At 65.0% G+C, this 21412-nt stretch carries 21 protein-coding genes; 8 read left to right on the top strand and 13 right to left on the bottom strand.

Annotated features, from left to right (window positions below):
- Positions 1-18: 18 nt before the first annotated feature.
- The 9 genes from fliN to fliF all read right to left on the bottom strand — a co-directional run bounded on the left by fliN (position 19) and on the right by fliF (position 9049).
- Positions 19-393, bottom strand: coding sequence for a flagellar motor switch protein FliN (fliN, locus tag RCH10_RS02795; protein WP_323501868.1), 375 nt, complete (start codon positions 391-393; stop codon positions 19-21).
- Positions 383-1378, bottom strand: a complete 996-nt coding sequence (fliM, locus tag RCH10_RS02790) for a flagellar motor switch protein FliM (RefSeq protein ID WP_323498649.1) — start codon at positions 1376-1378, stop codon at positions 383-385. The genes fliN and fliM overlap by 11 nt, the downstream gene beginning before the upstream one ends.
- A 48-nt stretch (positions 1379-1426) precedes the next feature.
- Entirely contained in the window at positions 1427-2023 is a 597-nt protein-coding gene (gene fliL / locus RCH10_RS02785; protein ID WP_409051174.1) for a flagellar basal body-associated protein FliL, read from the bottom strand.
- A 172-nt stretch (positions 2024-2195) separates the two neighbouring features.
- On the bottom strand, positions 2196-3713 hold the full coding sequence (locus RCH10_RS02780; RefSeq protein ID WP_409051173.1) for a flagellar hook-length control protein FliK: 1518 nt from the start codon (positions 3711-3713) through the stop codon (positions 2196-2198).
- Positions 3713-4171: a flagellar export protein FliJ gene (locus tag RCH10_RS02775; RefSeq protein WP_409051172.1), complete on the bottom strand. Its 459-nt coding sequence runs from the start codon at positions 4169-4171 to the stop codon at positions 3713-3715. Before RCH10_RS02775 ends, RCH10_RS02780 begins: the two co-directional genes overlap by 1 nt.
- A gap of 61 nt (positions 4172-4232) precedes the next feature.
- Positions 4233-5597, bottom strand: coding sequence for a flagellar protein export ATPase FliI (gene fliI, locus RCH10_RS02770; RefSeq protein WP_409051325.1), 1365 nt, complete (start codon positions 5595-5597; stop codon positions 4233-4235).
- Positions 5598-5619: 22 nt separating this feature from the next.
- Positions 5620-6315: a FliH/SctL family protein gene (locus RCH10_RS02765; protein ID WP_409051171.1), complete on the bottom strand. Its 696-nt coding sequence runs from the start codon at positions 6313-6315 to the stop codon at positions 5620-5622.
- 3 nt (positions 6316-6318) lie between these two features.
- Entirely contained in the window at positions 6319-7314 is a 996-nt protein-coding gene (gene fliG, locus RCH10_RS02760) for a flagellar motor switch protein FliG (protein ID WP_409051170.1), read from the bottom strand.
- Positions 7315-7327: 13 nt separating this feature from the next.
- Complete coding sequence (gene fliF, locus RCH10_RS02755) at positions 7328-9049, bottom strand: flagellar basal-body MS-ring/collar protein FliF (protein ID WP_409051169.1); 1722 nt, start codon at positions 9047-9049, stop codon at positions 7328-7330.
- A 149-nt stretch (positions 9050-9198) separates the two neighbouring features.
- On the opposite strand from fliF, the gene fliE reads away from it, so the two are divergent.
- Positions 9199-9516, top strand: coding sequence for a flagellar hook-basal body complex protein FliE (fliE, locus tag RCH10_RS02750; protein WP_187053393.1), 318 nt, complete (start codon positions 9199-9201; stop codon positions 9514-9516).
- Between the two features lie 39 nt (positions 9517-9555).
- Here fliE and RCH10_RS02745 read toward each other — a convergent pair whose 3' ends face one another.
- From RCH10_RS02745 to RCH10_RS02730, 4 genes are all read right to left on the bottom strand, one after another.
- Positions 9556-9855, bottom strand: a complete 300-nt coding sequence (locus RCH10_RS02745) for a flagellar protein FliT (protein WP_323498659.1) — start codon at positions 9853-9855, stop codon at positions 9556-9558.
- 19 nt (positions 9856-9874) lie between these two features.
- Positions 9875-10288 carry a flagellar export chaperone FliS gene (fliS, locus tag RCH10_RS02740; protein ID WP_409051168.1) on the bottom strand — a complete coding sequence of 138 codons (414 nt, stop codon included), beginning with the start codon at positions 10286-10288 and terminating at the stop codon, positions 9875-9877.
- A gap of 102 nt (positions 10289-10390) precedes the next feature.
- A complete protein-coding gene (gene fliD / locus RCH10_RS02735; RefSeq protein ID WP_409051167.1) occupies positions 10391-11830 on the bottom strand; it encodes a flagellar filament capping protein FliD in 1440 nt (479 codons plus the stop codon).
- Between the two features lie 113 nt (positions 11831-11943).
- Positions 11944-13101 (bottom strand): flagellin, encoded by a 1158-nt coding sequence (locus tag RCH10_RS02730; RefSeq protein WP_409051166.1) that lies wholly within the window; start codon positions 13099-13101, stop codon positions 11944-11946.
- 546 nt (positions 13102-13647) lie between these two features.
- Between RCH10_RS02730 and flhD the strand changes: the two genes are divergently transcribed.
- The 7 genes from flhD to flhF all read left to right on the top strand — a co-directional run bounded on the left by flhD (position 13648) and on the right by flhF (position 21384).
- Positions 13648-13986 carry a flagellar transcriptional regulator FlhD gene (gene flhD / locus RCH10_RS02725; RefSeq protein WP_323498665.1) on the top strand — a complete coding sequence of 113 codons (339 nt, stop codon included), beginning with the start codon at positions 13648-13650 and terminating at the stop codon, positions 13984-13986.
- Between the two features lie 21 nt (positions 13987-14007).
- A complete protein-coding gene (gene flhC, locus RCH10_RS02720; protein ID WP_323498666.1) occupies positions 14008-14547 on the top strand; it encodes a flagellar transcriptional regulator FlhC in 540 nt (179 codons plus the stop codon).
- A 164-nt stretch (positions 14548-14711) separates the two neighbouring features.
- Positions 14712-15569 carry a flagellar motor stator protein MotA gene (gene motA, locus RCH10_RS02715; RefSeq protein ID WP_187053400.1) on the top strand — a complete coding sequence of 286 codons (858 nt, stop codon included), beginning with the start codon at positions 14712-14714 and terminating at the stop codon, positions 15567-15569.
- A 4-nt stretch (positions 15570-15573) separates the two neighbouring features.
- A complete protein-coding gene (gene motB / locus RCH10_RS02710; RefSeq protein WP_409051165.1) occupies positions 15574-16548 on the top strand; it encodes a flagellar motor protein MotB in 975 nt (324 codons plus the stop codon).
- An 89-nt stretch (positions 16549-16637) separates the two neighbouring features.
- Positions 16638-17819: a flagellar biosynthesis protein FlhB gene (locus RCH10_RS02705; RefSeq protein WP_409051164.1), complete on the top strand. Its 1182-nt coding sequence runs from the start codon at positions 16638-16640 to the stop codon at positions 17817-17819.
- A gap of 8 nt (positions 17820-17827) precedes the next feature.
- Positions 17828-19888: a flagellar biosynthesis protein FlhA gene (flhA, locus tag RCH10_RS02700; RefSeq protein WP_409051163.1), complete on the top strand. Its 2061-nt coding sequence runs from the start codon at positions 17828-17830 to the stop codon at positions 19886-19888.
- Positions 19885-21384 (top strand): flagellar biosynthesis protein FlhF, encoded by a 1500-nt coding sequence (flhF, locus tag RCH10_RS02695; protein WP_409051162.1) that lies wholly within the window; start codon positions 19885-19887, stop codon positions 21382-21384. The genes flhA and flhF overlap by 4 nt, the downstream gene beginning before the upstream one ends.
- The last annotated feature ends 28 nt before the right edge of the window (positions 21385-21412 follow it).

The following is a 21412-nucleotide window of genomic DNA, read 5'->3' as shown; positions in this document are numbered from 1 at the left end:
CTCGATCCGTAGATTTTTTCAGCCGCGGTGCACGCGACGCAGCCGTTCGGCCGGCGTCACCACATCGGTCAGCCGGATGCCGAACTTGTTGTTGACCACCACGACTTCGCCTTGCGCGACCAGGTAGCCGTTGACCAGCACGTCCATCGGATCGCCGGCCATGGCATCGAGCTCGACGATGGAGCCTTGCGCCAGTTGTAGCACTTGCTTGATCGGCACTTTCTTGCGGCCGAGCTCGACCGACAACTGCACCGGGATGTCGAGCACACGCTGAATGTCGTTGAGCGGCGCACCGCTCGCGGCGCTGCTCATGCCTTCGGGACGGGCCTCGAGTGCTTCGGCCCAGTCGGCACCGGAAGCGGAGGGAGAGATGGTCTGTTCTTCAATGGACATGGGAGCCTCCGAGCCAGTGCGCGCTGTCGCTTCGCACACATTCGTCGATGCGCAAGGCGTAGCGCGCGTTGTGGGTGCCGTAATGGCAGGCGAAAACAGGGGTGCCGTCGACCGCTGCGACGATGCGCGAGGCGCGTTCGAGCGGGATGAAATCACCGGGCTTCATCGCGAGCAACTGGCCCACGGTGAGTTCGGGTTGGGCCAGTTCGGCCGTGAGCGTGACCTCCGCCGCCTGGATCTCGCGCGTCAGCTGCGTGACCCAGCGTCGGTCTTCTGCGATGGCGTCGGCCTGCTGCGCGCCGTAGAGCATGTCGCGCACCGGGTCGAGCACCGCCCACGGTTTGCAGATGCGAATCGCGCCCTTCAGTTCGCCGAAGGTGATCTGCAAGGTGGTCACCAGCACCAGGTCGGCCGGTGCCGCGACATTGACGAAGCGGGGATGCGTTTCCGAGCGCTGAAATTCGAGCTCGAGCGGATAGACGCCCTTCCAGGCTTTGGCGTATTCGGTGCACACCAGGGTGAGCAGTCGCTGGATCACGCGCTGTTCCGTCGGCGAAAAATCGCGGCCTTCGAACGGTGCCTGCAATGTGCCGGCGCCGCCGTACAACGCATCGACCAACGCAGAGATCAAGGTGGATTCGCAGACGACCAATCCGCTTCCACGCAACGGGCGCAATGCCACCACGCTGAAGTGCACCGGGGCCGGCAGCACTTCGAGAAACTCGGAGAAGCGTTGCACCACAGTCGGCTCGACCGTGATCTCCGGGCTGCGCCGCGCAAACTGGAAGATGCCGGCGCGCAGATAGCGTTGCATGCGCTCGTTGACGATGTCCAACGTCGGCATCGGCCGGCGCACCATGCGCTCCTGCGCTGCCATGTCGTATTCGCGGACGATGGCATCGGCCATGCGCTCTACGGCATCGTCGGGCGCTGCATCTGCCGCGTCTTTCGCAGCATCGGTCGCAGTGTCGAAAATGTTGTCCATCGGAAGGCGTGTGCAGTCGAGGCGAGTTGTTGGCAGCGAGATCGGCCGTTACTGGACGATGAAGCTGGAAAACAGCACGCCCTTGATAGGGCTTGGCTCGGCCTTGCGCTTTTTCTTGGTCTTGACCGGCGCTTCGTCGTCATCGGACTCGGCCACCACCTTGGACTTCTTGACCGGCGCTTCGACTTCATAGCCAAGCGTGCGGGACACCTCGGCCACGATGTCGGTGGCGAGCTTTTCCTTGCCATCGCGCTTCAACAATTCTTCGGAAGTACGCTGAGACACCAGCAACAGCACGCTGCTGCGAATCGCGGGGAGGTAGGTCTTGATCTTGTCGCCGACCTTTTCGTTTTCGAGGTCGAGCGTCACGCCGATCTGCGCAAAGCGTTCGCCGCCCGGGTCGGCCAGATTGACCACCATGTTTTCCAGCGCGAGGTAGGTCGGCGCCGCGGCGTGCTCGGGCGCGTGCGCAGCCGGCTCTTCGTCGGTGGCCGCGTGGTTCTTCTTGTTCATGTAGAACCAGCCGCCGGCACCGCCGCCGGCCAGCACGAGCGCCGCCACGATGATGAGCAGCATCGACTTTCCCTTGCGCTTGGGCGCATCGGGGGCCGGAATGGCGGCAGCGGTGGCGGCAGGGGCGGACACGGGAGTTTCCTTCGATTCGTCGGCAGAACGACCCATCGCGCCACGCGCAGCAGGGTCTGCTTGGAACCGATTATTCGGCGCGACCCCCTCGCGCCAAGCCCGGAAAAAAGGGGGGAAAGCCGCGCTTTATGGGCGCTTGCCCCGGCCCGCTGCCCGTAGAGGGCAGAGCAGGCTAGACGTAGAGGTCGAGTGCGCGTTCGCTCACCGTGCGGGGCCGCGGGGCTGTCGTCATCGAGGTGTCGATGGTCGAAGTCGCGGCGCCGCTGCTGCCGCTTTCTGCGCGCCAGGCCCGCTGCGCATCGCGCGCAGCTTCCTTCTCGGCGCCGCTGCCCGACTGGCCGACCGACGAGCCCGACAGCATCAACCCCTCGTTGCCCAGCATCTCCTTCAACTGCGGCATCGCGGCGTTCAGCCACTGCCGTGCCTCGGGGTGGTCGCTGCGAAACGCGACCTGCGCCTCGTTGCCTTGAACCTGCACGCTGACCGAGACCGGCTGGCCGCCCGGCAGATCGAGCTTGAGTTCGGCGCCCTGGCTGCGGTGTGCCATCCACCAACTCACCTGATCGACCATGCGCTCCATGAATTCGGTGCTGCCAGCGCCTGCGTTGGCGGCGGCCGCTGCGGCGTCGGTCGGCGCAGTCGATGACGATGCGGCGCTGCCTGTGGCGTCGAAACCTAACGAGCCTGCGCCTGCCGATGGGGTCGATGCGTCGCCGGGACGTTCGATGCGACGCCACGGAGACGCACCTTCGCCCGGAATGCTGGCCGCTGCCGCCTGCGCAAGCGCGACGGTTTCGGCCGCTGGCGTCGCGGTGGCGGACATCGCGACACGACTGGCAGCAGCGGCGTCGGCCGAGGCCGCTGCTGCGGCAGTCGCTGCCGTCGAGTTGGGGATGCGCGGCGTCGACGCGTCTTGCGCCGATGCAGTGCGCGAGAGGTCTTTGACACCGTCTTTCTTGCCGCCGGTGCGATCGAGCAAGGCGACACCGAGCGCGGCCGAATGCGAATCGACCGTGCCCGTGTCCTTGACGGTTCCGGCGCTCTTGACGGTTCCGGTGTAATTCACGGTTTCGGGCAGTGCGACGGCCTTTGCAGCTGCGCTCGCGCCATCACCGGTCAGGCCGGCGACCGTACTGTCGGGCAGCGTCGATGCGCCGCCCCGGCCCGGCGCGCTCGGCAAGCCATTGCCCGCTTGCTGGGCCAGGGCCATGGCGGCCGATCCGGCATCGAGCGCCGACGATGCGCTCACGGCGTTCAGATTGCTTTGCGCCAGCAGCAGTGCCGACGCATCGGCGGCCGGCGTCGGCACGGTAGGCGCGGTCGGTGTCGCGTTGTCAACTGCGTTGGTTGCCGCATTGCTGACCGCATCAGTCGACGCAGCTGAAGCCGCTGAGGCAGCTGAAGCCCGCTCACGCCGATCGGCCTTCTCGCGATCGGCGGCTGCAGACGCGGCGTCGGAAGGAGATGCACTGTCGGCAGTGGCGCCCTGCTCTGCGTTGCGGTCCGCGCCACCGTTCGATTGCGCTGGCCTCGACGCTGCCATCGCGTCCGCGTTCGGTTCCCGATCGGCCGAAGCCAGCGCCGCCGCAAAGCTGCTCACGCCATCCGCGTTGTCGTTCGAACTCGATCGTCCTCGCGCTGCGCCGGACGCCGCCGGCACTTCGTTGCTGCGTGCAAATTCGATCGCCATCAGAGTCCTCCCATCACGCCGCCACCCAGGCGACGGTACTGCAATGCGGCCTGCTCGTCCGACACCTTCTGCTCGCGCCGATCGGTCTGGCGACGTTGTTCGGCGTCGCGCCTGGCGTGCACTTGCACCAGGCTTTCGCGCCGCATTTCGATAACGCGCAGGCGATCGGCCATCAGCGTGACTTGATTCACCTGCTGCGCCACCGCGCTCTTCTGCAGAGCGATCGCATGCGTCAGGCGCTCCATGAACTGGTAGTGATGCGCCATGATTTCCGGCGTCACCCGCGCGGACTGCACCTGCCATCGCGTCATCGTTTCCTGCGCGTAGGTTTCGAGCTGATCGAGCTGAACCTGCGTCGCGAGCCATCCCTGGCGCGCTTGCGCCAGGCGCTGTGCCGCGGCATCACGTTCGCTCGTGGCCAGAGACACGGCGGTCTGCAAGGCACTCAGGTTCGACATGGTTGGGCTTTCGGGATCGGAGAAGTGAAATACGGGGAGGTCATGCAGGTCATGTGCGCGTTTAGCTTCGACCCACCGTCTGCGCCATCGCGCCCACGCTCGCGCCGAGCGTCGCGGCTTCGTACATGTCCTGCTGCAAGAAGGCAGTCATCGCGGGCTGCAGGCGGATCGCTTCGTCGAGTGCCGGGTCGCTTCCTGCTGCATAGGCGCCGAGCCGCACCAGATCACGGCTTTGCCGATAGCGCGCATACACCGCACGAAAACGGCGGGCGCAATCCGTGTGCTCGCGCGGCACCACGTTGTGCATCACCCGCGAGGCCGATTGCTCGACGTCGATCGCCGGAAAGTGCGCCTCTTCGGCGAGCGAACGTGACAGCACGATGTGCCCGTCCAGGATGGCCCGCGCCGCATCGGCGATCGGGTCCTGCTGGTCGTCGCCCTCCGACAGCACGGTATAAAAAGCGGTGATCGAGCCGACCCCGTTCAGCCCGTTGCCGCTGCGCTCGACAAGTTGCGGCAGCTTGGCGAAGCACGATGGCGGATAGCCTTTGGTGGCTGGCGGCTCGCCGATGGCCAGGGCGATCTCGCGCTGCGCCATCGCATAGCGAGTGAGCGAATCCATCAGCAGCAGCACATGCTGGCCGCGGTCGCGAAAGTACTCGGCCACGGCGGTCGCATAGGCGGCGCCTTGCATGCGCAACAGCGGTGGCGCATCGGCCGGCGCGGCCACCACGACCGAGCGTGCGCGGCCTTCATCGCCGAGGATGTCTTCGACGAATTCCTTGACCTCGCGGCCGCGTTCGCCGATGAGGCCGACCACGATCACATCGGCCTCGGTGTAGCGCGCCATCATGCCGAGCAGCACGCTCTTGCCGACGCCGGAGCCAGCGAACAAGCCGATGCGCTGGCCGCGCCCCACGGTGAGCAACGCGTTGATCGCGCGCACGCCGGTGTCGAGCGGTTCGCGCACGGGGGCGCGGTCCATCGCGTTGATGGGCTTGCGGTCGAGCGGCTCGGCGCTGACATCCGCGAGCGGCCCTTGATGATCGAGCGGCGTGCCTTGCGGGTCGACCACGCGGCCGAGCAGGCCGGTACCCAAAGGCAAGCGCAGCACGCCGACACGTGCCGTCACGTCACGCTCGGGTTCGCCGAGTCGCGGGATCGGCACATACGGCGGCGCCGGCATCACGCTGGCACCGCTGGAAAGTCCGTGCACATCGCCCGCCGGCATCAGGAAGGCACGTTGATCGGAGAAGCCGACGACCTCGGCCAGCACCGGCGGCTGATTGCCCATGCGCACTAGACATTGCGAGCCGACCGGCACGCGCAGCCCGGCGGCTTCGAGCACCAGGCCGGTCAGTCGCGTGAGCGTGCCGCGCAACGCCAGCCCCGCGTCTTGCGAGGCGCGCGCATGTGCGTCGGCCATGAAGCGTTGCCAGACTTCCTGCTCAGGCGGCATCGCTGTTTGCTCCATTGCTCTCCTCGTGCCACGGCATCGACAGCCCGAGGCTCGCCACCGCACGCGACCAGCGCGACGCCACGCTGCCGTCGACCACCGCACCGGCCGATTCGACCAGGCAATCGCCGGGCTGCACTGCGTTGTCGGAGAGCACGGTGACGGGCTGACCGGCGAACTGCGCACGCAATGGACCGTCGAGCAAATCGAAGTCGACGGGCGACAGCCGCACGGTGGCGCTGCGGCCATCGGCGAGCAGCAACGACAACGCCTCGTGCACCACGGGTTCGAGCGAATTCGGGTCGGTCGCGAGTTCGTGGCGGAGCACCTGGCGCGCCAGGGCGCAAGCGATTTCTAGCGTGCCGCGCGCAATCGATTGCTGCGCTTCGACGAGGCCCGCCTCGGCGGATTGCAGCAACGCGGCGAGCCGGCGTGCCGCCTCTTGTCCTTCATTGGCGCGGTACATCGCATGCTGGGCTTCGGCCTCGGCCAGCGCCTGCGCGCGGCCCGCCGCAAAACCTTCTGCGTGCCCTTCGGCATGGGCCGCGCGCAAGGCCTGGGGATCGGAGATGCCGCTCTCAGGCTCGCCGCTGTCGGGGGCTACCGCGCCGAACTGCCAGCGCGCGACATGCGCGATGTCTTCGCTGGCGATCAGCCCGCGGTTTCGAAGATTGTTCAGGCTTTGCATCGCTTAGACCATGCCGCCTTCGGCACCACCGCCCAACACGATCTGGCCTTCGTCGGCGAGGCGCCGCAGCGACCGCAGGATTTCCTTTTGCTGCGCCTCGACTTCGACCAGCCGCATCGGCCCACGCGATTCGAGGTCTTCGCGCAGCGACTCGGCCGCACGCGACGACATGTTCGACAGGAACTTGTTGCGCAGCGGCGGCGCCGCACCCTTGAGCGCGATGATGAGCGTCTCCGACGCCGTTTCTTTCAGCAGCATCTGGATCGACTTGTCATCCAGCTTCATCACGTCGTCGAACACGAACATCAGCTCGCTGATCTCGGATGCCAGATCCGGGTCGTGGTTGCGAATGGCCTCGATGACCTGCGTATCGACACCGTTGCCGAGCAGGTTGATCATGCCGGCCGCCGTACGGGCACCGCCGCGCGAAGCCGTCAGCACCTTGGCGCCGTTGGCCAGCACGCGGAACATCACTTCATTCAGATCTTCGAGTGCGGCAGGCTGGATGCCTTCGAGCGTGGCGACGCGCAGCAGCACTTCGGCGCGCTGCTGCTCGGGCAGCTTGACCAGCACCGCGGCGGCGTGCTCGGGCTCGAGGTGCACGAGGATGGCCGCGACGATCTGCGGATGCTCGACGCGCAGCAGTTCGGCGACCGACGGCGCGTCCATCCACTTCAGGTTTTCGATGCCGCTCAGGTCGGCCTTCTGAAGGATGCGGTCCATCAGGATCGAGGCCTTTTCTTCGCCCAGCGCGTGCTTCATCACGGCGCGAACGTAGTCGCCGGTGTCGGCCGCGAACAGGCTTTGACCAGCGGTCGCAGTGACGAAGCGGTCGGCCACCGCACCCAGACGTTCACGCGATACCGCGCGCGTTTTCGAAATGGTTTCGCCGAGCTTCTGCACTTCGCGCGGCGAGAGGTGGCGCAGCACATCGCCCGCCTCGATCTCGCCCAGCGACATGAGCAGGATGGCGGCGTCGTTGAGGCCTTGTTCGTCCATGGCGATGCGACTCTCAGGCCGACGCGGCCGCGGCGTCGTCGCCGTTGACCCATGTCTTCACGATGTTGGCGACGGCAACCGGGTTCTGTCGCGCCATCTGGCGCGCGCCTTCGAGCCGCGCCTGTTCGGCTGCTTCCGGCCGCGGCAGCGCTTCGGCCACCGAGGGCGACGAGAGCGAGGGACGCTGCGGCGTGTCCGCCACCATGGCGTTGAGCTGACGGCCGGGTTCGTTGGTCAGTTGCTGCGGCGGCTGCATCGTCGCCAGCGTCTTCAGGCCCGGTCGCACCAGGCCGAACAGCACGATCGCGCCGATCAGCACCAGACCGACCGGCCAGGCGAAGCTGCGCGCCGTATCGAGCATTTCAGGGTTCTTCCAGATCGGCACCTCGACCACTTCGTTGTGCTCGCTCAGAAACTGCGCGTTCATCAGGTTCACCGAATCGCCGCGGTCCTTGCTGAAGCCGATCGACTCGCGCACCAGCGCCGTCATCTGTTCGAGCTGCTGCGCCGACAGCGGGGTCGAGGGGCCGGCCTTGCCCTGGGCATCGGCCACGTTCTGGTAATTGAGCACGACCGCAGCGCTCAGGCGCTTGATCTGGCCGGTGGCATTGCGCACCGTCTTCACTGTCTTGTCGACTTCGTAGTTGGTGGTCGACTCGCGCTTGCTCGGGGGCTTGGCCGCCGCTGCACCCGGCGCGGTGCCGGCCGGCGACAGCGGTGCGGCTGCGCCGTTGATCGGGGTCGACGACGGGCCGGGTGGCTGGTTCGACGTGGCGCCGGGCACGCCCGAAGCCGGTGCGCCGGTCGCGCCGGGGCCGGTGCTCTCGACCGTTTGCTGGCTGCGCACCGCGCTGGCGTCGGCCGCCAGGTTGGGCTTGTGTTCTTCGAAGGTCGCTTCAGTCTGCGAGAAGTCGACGTCGGCTGTCACTTGCGCCTTGACGTTTTGACGGCCGACCACGGGCTCCAGCATTTCGAGAATGCGGCGGGTGTACTGCTGCTCTATCTGCTGCACGTACTGAAGCTGCTGCGCATCGGCACCGCTGCCGGGCTCGCTGGTGGCCGAGAGCAGCTTGCCGGTGTCGTCGACGACGCTCACGGCGGCGGGCGTCAGTTCGGGCACGCTCGAAGCGACCAGATGCACGATGCCGGCGATCTGGTTGCGCTCCAGCGTGCGGCCGGGGTGCAGGCTCAGCAGCACCGATGCGGTCGGCTTCTGCTGTTCGCGGAAGAAGCCGTTTTGTTGCGGCAGCGCCAGATGAACGCGGGCACTCTGCACCGAGCTCATCGCCTGGATCGATCGGGTGAGTTCGCCTTCGAGGCCCCGCTGAAAGCTCAGCTTCTCCTGGAACTGCGTCATGCCGAAGCGGTTGTTTTCCATCTGCTCAAAGCCGGCCACGGCGCCCTTGGGCAGGCCTTGCGCCGCGAGGCGAAGACGCAGGTCGTACACGCGATCGGCCGGGACCATGACGGCACCGCCACCCTCGGAATATTTATAGGGCACGTTCATCGTCGCCAGTTGCGCGATGACGGCGCCGCCATCCTTGTCGCCCAGGTTGGCGTACAGCACCCGCCAATCCGGCTGCCGACCGATCACGATGGCAACGATGGCGACCGCGACGAGCAGGACGACGCCGATGGCGAAGCGGATGCGCTGGCGGGGTGCCAGGCCTTCGAACTTGCGCGACCACGGCGCAGCAGTGGCGAGGGGGACAGGTATTTCAGCGACGGCGGACATGGGCGGTGGGTGGGTGCGGCAGCAAGCCGGTCGGCTCTTTGCACGAGACGATTATTCGGGCCGGCCCGTTCCGCATAAGCCCGATAAGGCGTCGCTTTCCCGCTCATTTCCAGCCCATGCCCGTCCACTGCCCAATTAGCATCATCGCCATGGACCTCCGCCTCACCCCCGTTACCGCACCGCTAACCACGCGCCCGGCGGGGGCCGCCCGCGCCGTCACCGGATCGACCGGTGCCACGCAGGAAACCGGCTTTGCCGGGGCCCTGTCGGGTGCTTTGAAAGCAGTGAGTGCCTCGCAGGGCGACGCCACCGCGTTGCAGCGCGAAGTGCAGCTCGAAAATCCGAATGTCAGTCTGGAGCAGACGATGGTCGCGCTGCAAAAGTCGCAGATCGGGTTTGCTGCAACGCTGAATGTGCGCAACCGGATGGTGCAGGCTTACACCGACATCATGAATATGCAGGTCTGAGGGTGACCCTCTCCCGGAGGGAGAGTGGATAAAAACCCGTCAGTGAATCAACTGCAGCTTGGCGTCGAACATCTCTGCGAAGGTGCTGAGCCACGGCTCGGCCAGGATGCGGATCTCGGCGTCGTTGCGCAGGATGCGCTGCATGATCCGCGACTTCTCGGAGCGAAGGTCTTTGGGGAGGTCTTGCGACTTCGCCAGAAACCGTAGCTGTTCGATCAGCACCGCGCAGGCGCCTTCGCAGCGCACGACGTCGTCCCAGTCTTCACGGCGCGCCGCGTCGAGCATCTGCCGGCTCGAGCTTTCGATTGCCTTGTAGTAGTCCATCAAATCGTCTTGCATGGGACCTCCGGTCACGCCCTCAAGCGGGTTGGCCGACACTCGGTCGACCGATTTCTTTCCAACCCTGCGCCACCGGGGCGATGAGGGCAGCGACTTCAGCGAGGATCTCGCCATCGTTGCGCGCATTGGCAAGCGTCAAACGCTCGATGCAGTAGTCGTAAAGGGAAGCGAGCCGTTCGGCCAGCGCGCCACCGCGTTCCTTGTCCAGGCCCGCCTTCAGGCCTTCGTTCAGCAAGCGCACCGCGCGCATGATCTGCACACCCTTGGCCGCCATGTCGCCGCGCTGCAACGCGCCGCGCGCCGAAGTAAGCGCTACTACCAGGCCGTCGAACAGCAAGTCGATCAACTGGTGCGGGCTGGCGAACTCGACGCTCGACTGGGCGCCGACGTTCTTGTAAGCCATTGCGGCGCGGAGGCTGGGCGGGGTGTACATGGTGTGTTCCTTAATCTGCTCTGCGGGAGGGTGCGCAGCATTCACTTCACACTCTAGTTATCGGCATCCGTGCGCCGAACTCAACGACCGTTTGCGGGTTCTTCAGGCGGCCGGCTTGTTCCATTGCGCAATTTGCTGCGTGATGTAGGCATTGAGCGCAGTCAGCGAACTCATCTTGGTGTCGAGCGTCGAGTACTGCTTTCGCATGTTCGCCTCGACCGTCGTCAGCCGGTCGTTCAGGCGATCCTGATCCTTGCCGTTCGAGGTCTTCTGGCCTCGCAGCGACGTGGTTTTGGTTGCCAAAATGCCGGCGCTCCCGATGGCACCATCTAGAAAAGTCTTCATCCGAGTGGCAAAGCCGGTCGCGCTGGCGGAGGTGGCGTTCGCCGACGTGAAAAAAGTGGCGACGCCGACCGTGTCCTTGAGTGCCGTCGCGAGCTTGGTCGAATCGATCGCAAGGTCGCCCGCGCCGTCTTTGGCGATCGAGATTCCCAGATCGGACAACCGCTGCAGGGCACCGCCGCCGGACACCGCGCCGATCAGCGTGCGCATAGCCGTTTGGAGCCCTGTCGTGGTCGCGTCGCCCTGCAACAGCGCGCCGGTCTTGGTCGTGCTGTCGTATTTGGTGGCCGCGTTGAACATCTCGTTCATGGCGTTGTAGGCCTTGACGAAGGCATCGACCGCCGACACCTGGGAGCCGGTGTCGTTCTTGACGGCGATCTCGACCGGTGCGGTGGTGACTTGCGACAGCGTGAGCGTCAGCCCGGGGACCGTATCGGCCAGGGTGTTGCTTGCCGATGTGATGGCCACGCCATTGATGGTGGCCTTGGCATTCAGCCCGTACTGCACCGGGTTGGCCGCCATCCCGGCGCCCGCGGAGGGATTGTCGAAGGCGAGCGCGGCCAGACTGGGCCCGGTTGCCCCGGCGCCATCGGTGGTCTGGACCCGAAAGCCGGAGGCCTCGCCCGTCGCGGTCGAGCGCATCAGGAGGCGTTCGCCCGACAGATCCTTGATGACGGTGGCGGTGACACCCGCGTCGGCCGCGTTGATCTTGCCGGCGATGGTCGACATGCTGTCGCCCTGGGCCACGGTCACCGAGACCGCGGCGGCGCTGCCCGCCGTGAAGGCGGGCGTGGTGCCGGCCCAGGTGCCGAGCTGGAGCGACAAGCTGCCGGCGCCGAAGCCGCTGCCCGTGGCGACCGCATTCGACGCGACCGATTGGCCTTGGGCAAGCTGCAACACCTGCAGGCTGAACGACGTGGCCAAGGCACCAGTGCCCGACACGCCCGCCGAGACCGCTGCCGTGTTCGACGAGCTCACCGTCTTGCTACTCCAGGTGGCCGGCAAAGTGAGCGCCGTGACGCTGTCGTTCAGCGCGGAAAGCTGGGACGTGATGGCGCCGAAGGCCGAGATCTTGCTGTCGAGCGCGCTCGCCTGCGTCTTCAGTGCGGTGAGCGGCTGCTTCTCGATCGCCATGAGCTTGGTGACGATGCTCTCGACATCGAGTCCGCTGCCGATGCCCGCCGATGAAATGGTCGACATGTCGCTTACTCCTTCGTCCAAATAGCCAAAAAGCGGCAAACGGTATGCCCGTTAGCCGCTGTGTACGTGCGTGGCGCCCCTCGCCATCGCACCCAGGTGGCACCGCGCCCTTTTTACTTCAGCAGGCTCAGCACTTGCTGCGGCAGCTGGTTGGCCTGGGCCACCATGGCTGTGCCTGCTTGTTGCAGGATCTGCGAGCGCGACAGGTTGGCCGTTTCAGCGGCGAAGTCTGCGTCCTGGATGCGCGAGCGCGAGGCCGCGGTGTTGTCCGAGTTGGTCTGCAGGTTGGTCACGACCGAGGTGAAACGGTTCTGGATGGCACCCAGGTCGGCGCGGCTGCCGTTGACTTGCGTCAGTGCGGCATCGACGATTTCAAGCGCCTTCTGTGCGCCGGCCACGGTCGTGATGTCGAGGTCTTTCGCGAAGCTGGCGGTGGTGGTGGCCGCCGCGGTCGTGGTGCCGGCCGTCAGGCCAGCAGCTGCGCCACCCGCAACGACCAGATCCTTGCCGGCCTTGATCGAGGTCAAGGTCAGGGCGCCGGTGGTCGCGTCAGAGGTGGCGTAGACGCCGGTCTCATTCATCTTGGAGTTGATAGCGCCGGCCAAGGACTTCCCGGTCGCGCCGCCCGTGTCTCCGACAGCAATGGACACCTTGTCGATCGCGACACCGTTGATCGAGATATCGGTGATGTCGCTGGCGGCATTTGCAGTGGCAGGCGTCTGTGCGGTACCGGTGACTGCTGCAGCGAACTTGACGTTGCCGAGTGCGGCGGCGGTCGTGTTGGCGATCTTGTTGACTGCAATGGTCTGACCCGCGTTGGCACCGACTTGAAAAAGTTGGCTGCTGAACGAACCGTCGAGCAGCTTGGTGCCGTTGAAGTCGGACTGCTTGGAGACGCGGTCGATTTCCGACACGAGCTGGTTCACTTCCGAGTTCAGTGCGGTGCGGTCGCTGGTCGAATTGGTCGCGTTGGACGACTGCACGGCGAGCTCACGAATGCGCTGCAGGTTATTGCCGACTTCGCTCAATGAGCCTTCAGCGGTTTGCGCCAGCGAGATGCCGTCATTGGCATTGCGCACGGCCTGGTTCATGCCGCGGATCTGCGAGGTCATACGCTCCGAAATCGCCAGGCCAGCGGCATCGTCCTTGGCACTATTGATGCGCAAGCCCGAGGACAGGCGCTGCATCGAAGTCGCAAGCGACGACTGGCTGTTGGTGAGATTGCGCTGCGCCGTAAGCGAGCTGATGTTGGTGTTGATAACTGAGGTCATGGAGAAGTCCTTTAGAGCTGAATAAATCCGGCATCGCTGCCAATGTCACGCCAGCAAAGAGACTGGCCGCCTGGCGGATCGCATTCGTGACCCGCTGGTTTTGTTTTCGGATCGAACTGCGACTAGCTTGAGAGGTATATTTTTCGTAACTGACCCTTTAGAAATCGCCGCAACGGCAGATGTGAGGGCGACCGATGCAGTTACACACCGCCCGCGAATCAAGGAGAAAACGTGTCTGTGCCGCCACAGACCTTAGAGGCAAGCCAACTAAGTCACGGTTTGAACAACGGCGTGTTGTCAGTGCTTTTCCGGCCGTCACATTTACGGGGTGAGTGGAAATGAATACCTTGTGATTCAAATCGACCAAAGTCTTACGCAAATGTGTATTCATAAAGTTCACATGAATACTTTGGGTGTAGGCAATTGAATGACACATCGACACATTTCGGAGACGTCGTTAACAGTTGTTAACCTATTAAAGTTTTTGTAACGCTGGTCAGAATCGGCTTTAACGCAACCCGGACGTCGTCCTACGAAAGCACCGATATGACCAGCGAGCAAATCCTTGCCGAGATTCGTGAAGCCAACCTCACTTACCTGATGCTGGCGCAGAGCCTGATCCGCGCTGACAAGGCGCAAGCCCTGTTCCGCCTCGGCCTGCCGGAAGAATCGGCCGACCTGATCGAAGCACTCTCCCCTGCGCAGATCATGAAGATCGCATCGGGCAGCATGTTGCTGTGCCGCTTCCGCGCCGACGACGACATGGTCTGGAGCCTGTTGACCAATCACAACGTCAACGCCCGCACTGCCAACGACGCGACGACGCGTTTGCATGCAGGCATCGTGATGGCCGGCCGCTACGCTGCCGAAACCATCGCTCCCTGAAACAGAGCGAGAGACACCGACATGGCCACTTCCAAAAGCGTTCTCGGAGATTCCCGGCAGATTGGGCGCGCCGTCAGCCTGATCAACCTTGGCGCCCGCTTGCAGGTGCTCGAAAGCGAAACCGAGCTCTCCTACGAGCGGCTGCTGCGTCTCTACAAGGAAGTGGCGGGCAAGTCGCCCTCCAAGGGCCAACTGCCTTTTTCGACCGACTGGTTCCTGACCTGGCAGCCGAACATCCATGCGTCGCTGTTCCAGAACATCCATACCTACCTGGCCAAGACGAGCGACCTCGAACCGGTCGACGTGCTGATCAAGGCCTACCAGCTCTACACCGAGCAGATCTCCTCGTGCGACATCGAGCCGCAACTGTCGATCACGCGGGCCTGGCGCCTGGTGCGCTTCATGGAGAACAACATGCTCGCCATGACCCAGTGCTCCAAGTGCGGCGGCCACTTCGTGACCGAACCCTACGAAAACGCCAGGCACTACGTCTGCGGCATGTGCGTGCCGCCGGCGCGAGCAGGCAAAGGGTCGGCGGCGGGCGGCATTCATTTGCAGTAATTCTGCGAGGCCGCACCGGCCACAAAGATTCGATAAGGGCCCCTGAACGGGCCCTTTTCAATGGAGTGCGGCGAGATCGATGCGTGCCAAATCGCTGCATGCGCGGAGCAATGTCTGCTGCCGCTTTTTACATGTCACTCGTGCCTTGAACTGATCACTCCCCCATGTTCGTCATCATCGGTTACGTCGTCGCGCTGGGCTGCATTTTTGGCGGCTACATCATCCACGGCGGAAACATCGGCGTGGTGCTGCATGCGTTGCCGATCGAGATGATGGTGATTGGCGGTGGTGCCATCGGCGCCTTCATCGTGAACAACCAGCCGAAGGTACTGAAGGCCACGCTGCAGGCGGTACCCAAGGCCTTCAAGGGCAGCAAGTACACCAAGGCGCGCTACATGGAGCTGATGGCGCTGCTCTACGACATTCTTCAGAAGGCGCGCAAGGACGGCCTGATGTCGATCGAAAAAGATGTCGAAGCACCGCAGGACTCGGCCATCTTCCAGAAGTACGCGACCGTGGGCAAAGACCACCACGTCGTCGAGTTCACCACCGACTACCTGCGCATGATGGTCTCGGGCAACCTGAACGCCCACGAGATCGAAGCGCTGATGGACAGCGAGATCGAAACGCACCACCAGGAAGAGCACGCACCGGTCGCGGCCATCGCGCGGCTGGCTGGCGGACTGCCGGCTTTCGGCATCGTGGCTGCCGTGCTGGGCGTGGTCAACACCATGGGCTCGGTCGGCCAGCCACCGGCGGTGCTCGGCGCGATGATCGGCTCGGCGCTGGTCGGCACCTTCCTCGGCATCCTGATGGCGTACTGCATCGTCGAGCCGTTCGGCGGCCTGCTCGAGCAGAAGGCCGAAGACGCCTCCAAGGAACTGCAGTGCATCAAGACCACCTTGCTGGCCAGCATGCAGGGCTACAACCCGACGACCGCGATCGAGTTCGGCCGCAAGGTGCTGTTCTCGACCGACCGCCCGAGCTTCAGCGAGCTCGAAGCCCACGTGAAGAAGAAGTGACGACATGGCCACCAGCCCCGGTACCAAGAAGCTCCAGCCGATCATCATCAAGCGGGTGAAGAAGACGGCGCATGCCCACCACGGCGGCGCCTGGAAAATCGCCTATGCCGACTTCGTCACCGCGATGATGGCGTTCTTTCTTTTGATGTGGCTGCTGGGCTCCACGGCCAAGGGCGACTTGCAGGGCATCGCCTCTTACTTTCAATCGCCGCTCAAGGTCGAGATGGCGGGCGGCTCGGGCGCCGGCGCCAGTTCGAGCATCGTCACGGGCGGCGGCAAAGACTTAACGCGCACCGTGGGTGCGGTCAAGCGCAACGACGGCAGCAAGGGCAAAGAGAGTGCGCCGCTCAACATCGAAGACCCGAAGCGAGAACAGGCCAAGCAGGACGCGCGTCGCATGAACGAGTTGCTAGCCAAGATGGATGCATTGATCGCGGCCAACCCAAAGCTGCGCGAGTACCGCTCGCAGATCAAGATGCAGGTCACCATCGATGGCCTCGAGATCCAGATCGTCGATGACCAGAACCGTCCGATGTTCGACACCGGCAGTTCGCTGGTGAAGCCGCAGATGCGCGACATCCTGCATGAGATCGGCAGCGCGCTCAACGGCATCGAGAACAAGGTCAGCCTGGCCGGCCACACGGACGCCACGCCGTACGGCAACGGTGATCGCGGCTACGGCAACTGGGAGCTTTCGGCCGATCGCGCCAACGCGTCGCGCCGCGAGCTCGTCGCCTCGGGCATGCCCGATGACAAGCTGGTGCGCGTGGTCGGCCTGGCCGCCAGCGACCTGCTCGACAAGGGCAACGCGATGGCGCCGGTGAATCGGCGCATCAGCATCACAGTGCTGACGCACGAGGCTGAGTCGCGACTGCTTGGCACGCCGCGCCTGGACGCGCCGGATGCGGTGAAGGCCATCAACGAACAGTTGATCCGCGACCACGACAAGGCTGCATCTTCTTCGTCACCAACGAACTGATCGACGAATAGACAGGCACTCGCGCCGCTTATCGTCGCTTCGTTTTCGCCCCCGCTTCGGACAATGGCTGGCACACCCAAAAGCCCGCCATGGAATCCAGCAGTCAGGACCGTCGCCTCCCCGCCACGCAACGCAAGCTCGATCAGGCTCGCCGTGACGGCCAGGCTGCGCGCTCGAAAGACCTGCCGCACCTGATCGTTCTCGGCACCGGCGCTGTCGCCCTGCTGCTGTTGGCACCGACCGCCTTCGAGCGCATGCGCAGCACGCTGGCGCACGCCTTCCACTTCGACGCGCACAGCATCGCCCAGCCCGGCGACATGCTGGCCCGGCTCACCGCGTACACCAACCTCGGGCTCGCGGCCTGCGCGATCTTCGCGGCCATCGTGCTCTTCGCGGCCATCGCCGGCACCGTTGCGACGGGCGGCTGGGTCGCCAGCATGAAGTCGATCACGCCCGACCTGAGCCGGCTCAATCCACTGTCGGGCATCGGCAATCTGGTGTCCAAGCAGCAGCTGGTCAACGTCGCCAAGCTGGTCTTCATGTCGGCGCTGCTAGGCACCGTCGGCTACATGTTCGCGGCGGGCTCGCTGCACACCATCGCGCAGCTCGCGATGCAGCAGTCGCCCGCCGGGCTGGCTGCGCTCGGCGACTGGCTGGTGTCGGGCATGAGCCTGGTAATGCTGGTGGTGCTGGCCGCAGCGGTGATCGACGTGCCGCTGCAAAACCACTTTCATCGCGCCAAGCTGAAGATGTCGCACCAGGAAGTGCAGCAGGAGCACAAGGAAGCCGACGGCAACCCGCACATGAAAGGCCAGATGCGCCGCAACGCGCGCGAGCGGGCGCAGCGCAGCAGCATCACCGCCGTGCCGCGCGCCGACTTCATCCTGATGAACCCGACGCACTTTGCCGTGGCGATGCGCTACGACGAGCAGACCATGAGCGCGCCGCAAGTGATCTCCAAGGGCGCCGATCTGCTCGCCATGAAGATCCGCGACATCGCCAAGGAGCATTCGATTCCGGTCGTGCAGTCGCCGATGCTGGCGCGCGCCCTGTACGCGCACGCCGAGCTCGACCAGCCCATTCCGGCCAGTCTTTTCACCGCCGTCGCGCAGGTGCTGGCCTATGTGTATCGCCTGAAAGCCGCACTGCGCGGTGAAGCGCCGATGCCGCTGGTCGTGCCGGAGCCTTTCGTGCCGCCGGAGCTCGATCCGCTGAACAAAACGCCCAAGCAACCGAAGAACCCGAAGCAACCCGTCGAAGGCACTGAATGAATCCGGACATGATCCGCCAATGGTTCGGTGCGCAGGGCGCGATGTTCCAGCGCGCTGCGGCGCCATTGCTCGTCGTCGCCATCCTCGGCCTGATGGTGCTGCCGATTCCGCCCTGGCTGCTCGACACTTTCTTCACCATCAATATCGCCGTCGCGCTGATGGTGATGATGGTCGCCGCGTACATGGTGCGGCCGCTGGACTTCGCGGCATTCCCTTCGGTGCTGCTGCTCACCACGCTGATGCGGCTGTCGCTCAACGTGGCCTCGACACGGGTCGTGCTGCTCGAAGGCCACACCGGTCCCGGCGCTGCCGGCGCGGTGATCGAAGCCTTCGGCCACTTCCTGATCGGCGGCAACTTCGCGGTCGGTTTGATCGTGTTCGCGATCCTGGTGGTCATCAACTTCGTGGTGGTGACCAAGGGTGCGGAGCGCATCGCCGAAGTGTCGGCGCGCTTCACCCTGGACGCGATGCCAGGCAAGCAGATGGCGGTCGATGCCGACCTCAACTCCGGCAACATCGACGAGAAAGAAGCGCGGCGCCGTCGCCTCGAAGTGGCCGAAGAAGCCAACTTCTTCGGCGCGATGGACGGTGCCTCCAAGTTCGTGCGCGGCGACGCGATGGCCGGCATTTTGATCCTGATCATCAGCGTGATCGGCGGCTTCACCATCGGCGTGCTGCAGCATGGCCTGCCGGTGGGCAAGGCCGCCGACACCTACGTACTGCTGGCGGTGGGCGACGCGCTGGTCGCGCAGATTCCGGGCCTGCTGATCTCCGTCGCCGCCGCCATGGTGATCTCGCGCGTCGGCAAGGAAGAAGACGTCGGCCGGCAGATCGTGCAGCAGCTCTTCACCTCGCCACGCGTGCTCGGCCTGACCGCCGGCATCCTCATCTTGCTCGGCATCATCCCCGGCATGCCGCACGTCGTGTTCCTGGTGATGGGCGGGCTGCTCGGCTACGGCGCATGGATGATCTCGCGGCGTCCGCCACCGGCCGTCGATGCGCCTGCGCCACCACCCGCGGCCGATGCAGAAGCCACCTGGGACGACCTGCAACCGGTCGACCTGCTCGGCCTCGAACTCGGCTACCGCCTCATCGCGCTGGTCGACAAGAACCGGCAAGGCGACCTGCTCATGCGCATCAAGGGCGTGCGCCGAAAGTTCGCACAGGAGGTCGGCTTCCTGCCGCCCGCGGTGCACGTGCGGGACAACCTCGAACTCAAGCCGAGCGGCTACCGCGTGACCTTGCGCGGCGTGATGGTGGCCGAGGGCGAAGCGTTCCCCGGCATGTACCTGGCGATCAATCCGGGCGGCATCAACACGCCGCTGATCGGCACTGCGACGACCGACCCGGCCTTTGGCCTCCCGGCGCACTGGATCGAGGAACGCCAGAAGGAAGCCGCGCAAATGGCCGGTTTTACCGTCGTTGATTCACCCACCGTGATGGCGACCCATCTCTCACACTTGATGCATGTTCAGGCAGCGCGCTTGCTGAGCCGCACCGAAACCCAACAACTGGTCGAACACGTGAGCAAGCTGGCCCCCAAGCTGATCGAAGAAGTCGTACCCAAACTGGTACCGATCTCGACGTTCCAGAAAGTTTTGCAGCTGCTGCTCGAAGAGTCTGTTCATATTCGCGATATCCGCACCATCGTCGAAACGCTGGCCGAACAGGCCGGACAAACCACCGACCCGGCCGAGCTGGCGCGCCGTGTGCGCGTGGCGCTGTCGCCGGCCATCGTGCAGCAGATCTACGGCCCGACGCGCGAGCTCGACGTCATCGCCATCGAGCCCGGCTTCGAGCGCCTGCTGGTGCAGGCGCTGGCCAATGCGCAGGCCCCGGCGCTAGATCCCGGCGTGGCCGAACTCTTTACCCGCACCGCGGCCGAAGTCGCACAAAAGCAGGAGGAGCTGGGCGTACCGGCCTGCTTGCTGGTACCCGACGCCATCCGCAGTTCGATCTCGCGCCTGGTGCGCCGCGTTGCGCCCCGTTTGCAAGTGCTGGCGCACAGCGAAATTCCTGAAACCCACACGATCCGTATCGGCCCGATCCTTCGAGGTGCTTCCGCATGAATATTCAACGCTTTCTCGCACCGACCGCCCGCGAGGCATTGGCCAAGGCGCGTGCCGCCTTCGGTGACGACACGCTGATCCTGTCGAACCGCCAGCTGCCCGACGGCGTCGAAGTGATGGCCGCGACCGAAGCCGCGCTGGCGCTGATCGACAGCAAGACGCCAGAGCATGGATCGGTCGAAGTTGCACGCCCAGCGCCGGTCGCAGCACCCAGGGCCATCGTCGAAGCGGTCGCCGCACCCGCGCTAGACATCGGCGTGCAAGCCGACACCGAGCAGCTCGCGATGAGCACGCTGTCGTTCCAGGACTATGTGCGCGAGCGGATGCTGCGCCGTCAACATGAAGCGAGCGTGCCGGTCGTTGTGGCTGTCACCGCAGCTGCATCGCTGCAAGCCGCACCCGCAGCCGCACCAGCACCCGCCAAAGCCGCGGCCAAGCCCGATTTTCAGATCCTTTCATCGCCCCCGGTCACCGTCGTAGTGAACGACTTCATCGCTTCCACTGCGACGCCTGGCGCGCCGACCGCTTCGGTCGTGACCGAACCCGCCACCGCCCCCGCCACCGCCGCCACATCCCCCGACCTGATGGCGCAACTGCAGTCGATGCAGACCATGATGGACGAGCGCTTCAACGCGCTCGCGTGGCTCGGCCAGGCGCGACAAGACCCGATCCAGTCGAACCTGATGCTGAAGCTGGTGCGTGCCGGCTACTCGCCCGGCCTCGCGCGCTCGGTGCTCGAAGCCATGCCCGCTTCACTCGAAGCCAGCGACGCAGTGCGCTGGCTGCTCGGCTCGCTGGAGAACCGGCTCAGCTCCAAGACCGTGCAGCCGTCGATCCCCGAAGAAGGCGGCGTGTTCGCGTTGATCGGCGCCACCGGCGTCGGCAAGACGACCAGCGCCGCCAAGCTGGCCGCGCTCGGCGCGCAACTGCACGGACCCTCCGGCGTCGGCCTTATCACGCTCGACACGCAACGCGCCGGGGCGCACGAACAACTGCGCGCCCATGGGCGCAGCCTCGGCGTCGTGGCGCATCTGGCGCACGACCGCGCCGCGCTGCAGGAGTTACTGCATCTGTTGATAGGCAAGAAGGTCGTGATCATCGACACCGCCGGCGTGGCGCCGCACGATCCGCGTCGCCGCGATCTGCTCGACATGCTCGACGTGCCGAATGTCAAGCGCGTGCTGGTGCTCAATGCCGGTGCGCATGGCGACACGCTGGAAGACATGGCCATCGCATTCAAGCTCGGCGGCACGCGCCAGGCCATCGTCTCGAAAATCGACGAAGCCGCCAAGCTCGGCCCGGTGCTCGATGTGCTGATGCGCCACGAGTTCACCGTGCGCGGCATCGGCAATGGCCAGCGCGTGCCCGAGGACTGGAAGGTCGGCGATGCACGCGGCCTTATCCGCGCCTCGATGCAGGCAGCCCAACGCTCGGCCTTCGACCCGAAGCCGGTCGACATGCCCTGCTACTTCTCACCGGCCGACTGCGGCGCCTGAACTTCGACGCAATGCTCGCCGCTACCGC

The organism is Variovorax sp. GrIS 2.14 (genome assembly GCF_046115955.1).
GTDB lineage: Bacteria > Pseudomonadota > Gammaproteobacteria > Burkholderiales > Burkholderiaceae_C > Variovorax.
This window is presented reverse-complemented; position numbering and strand designations above follow the sequence as displayed.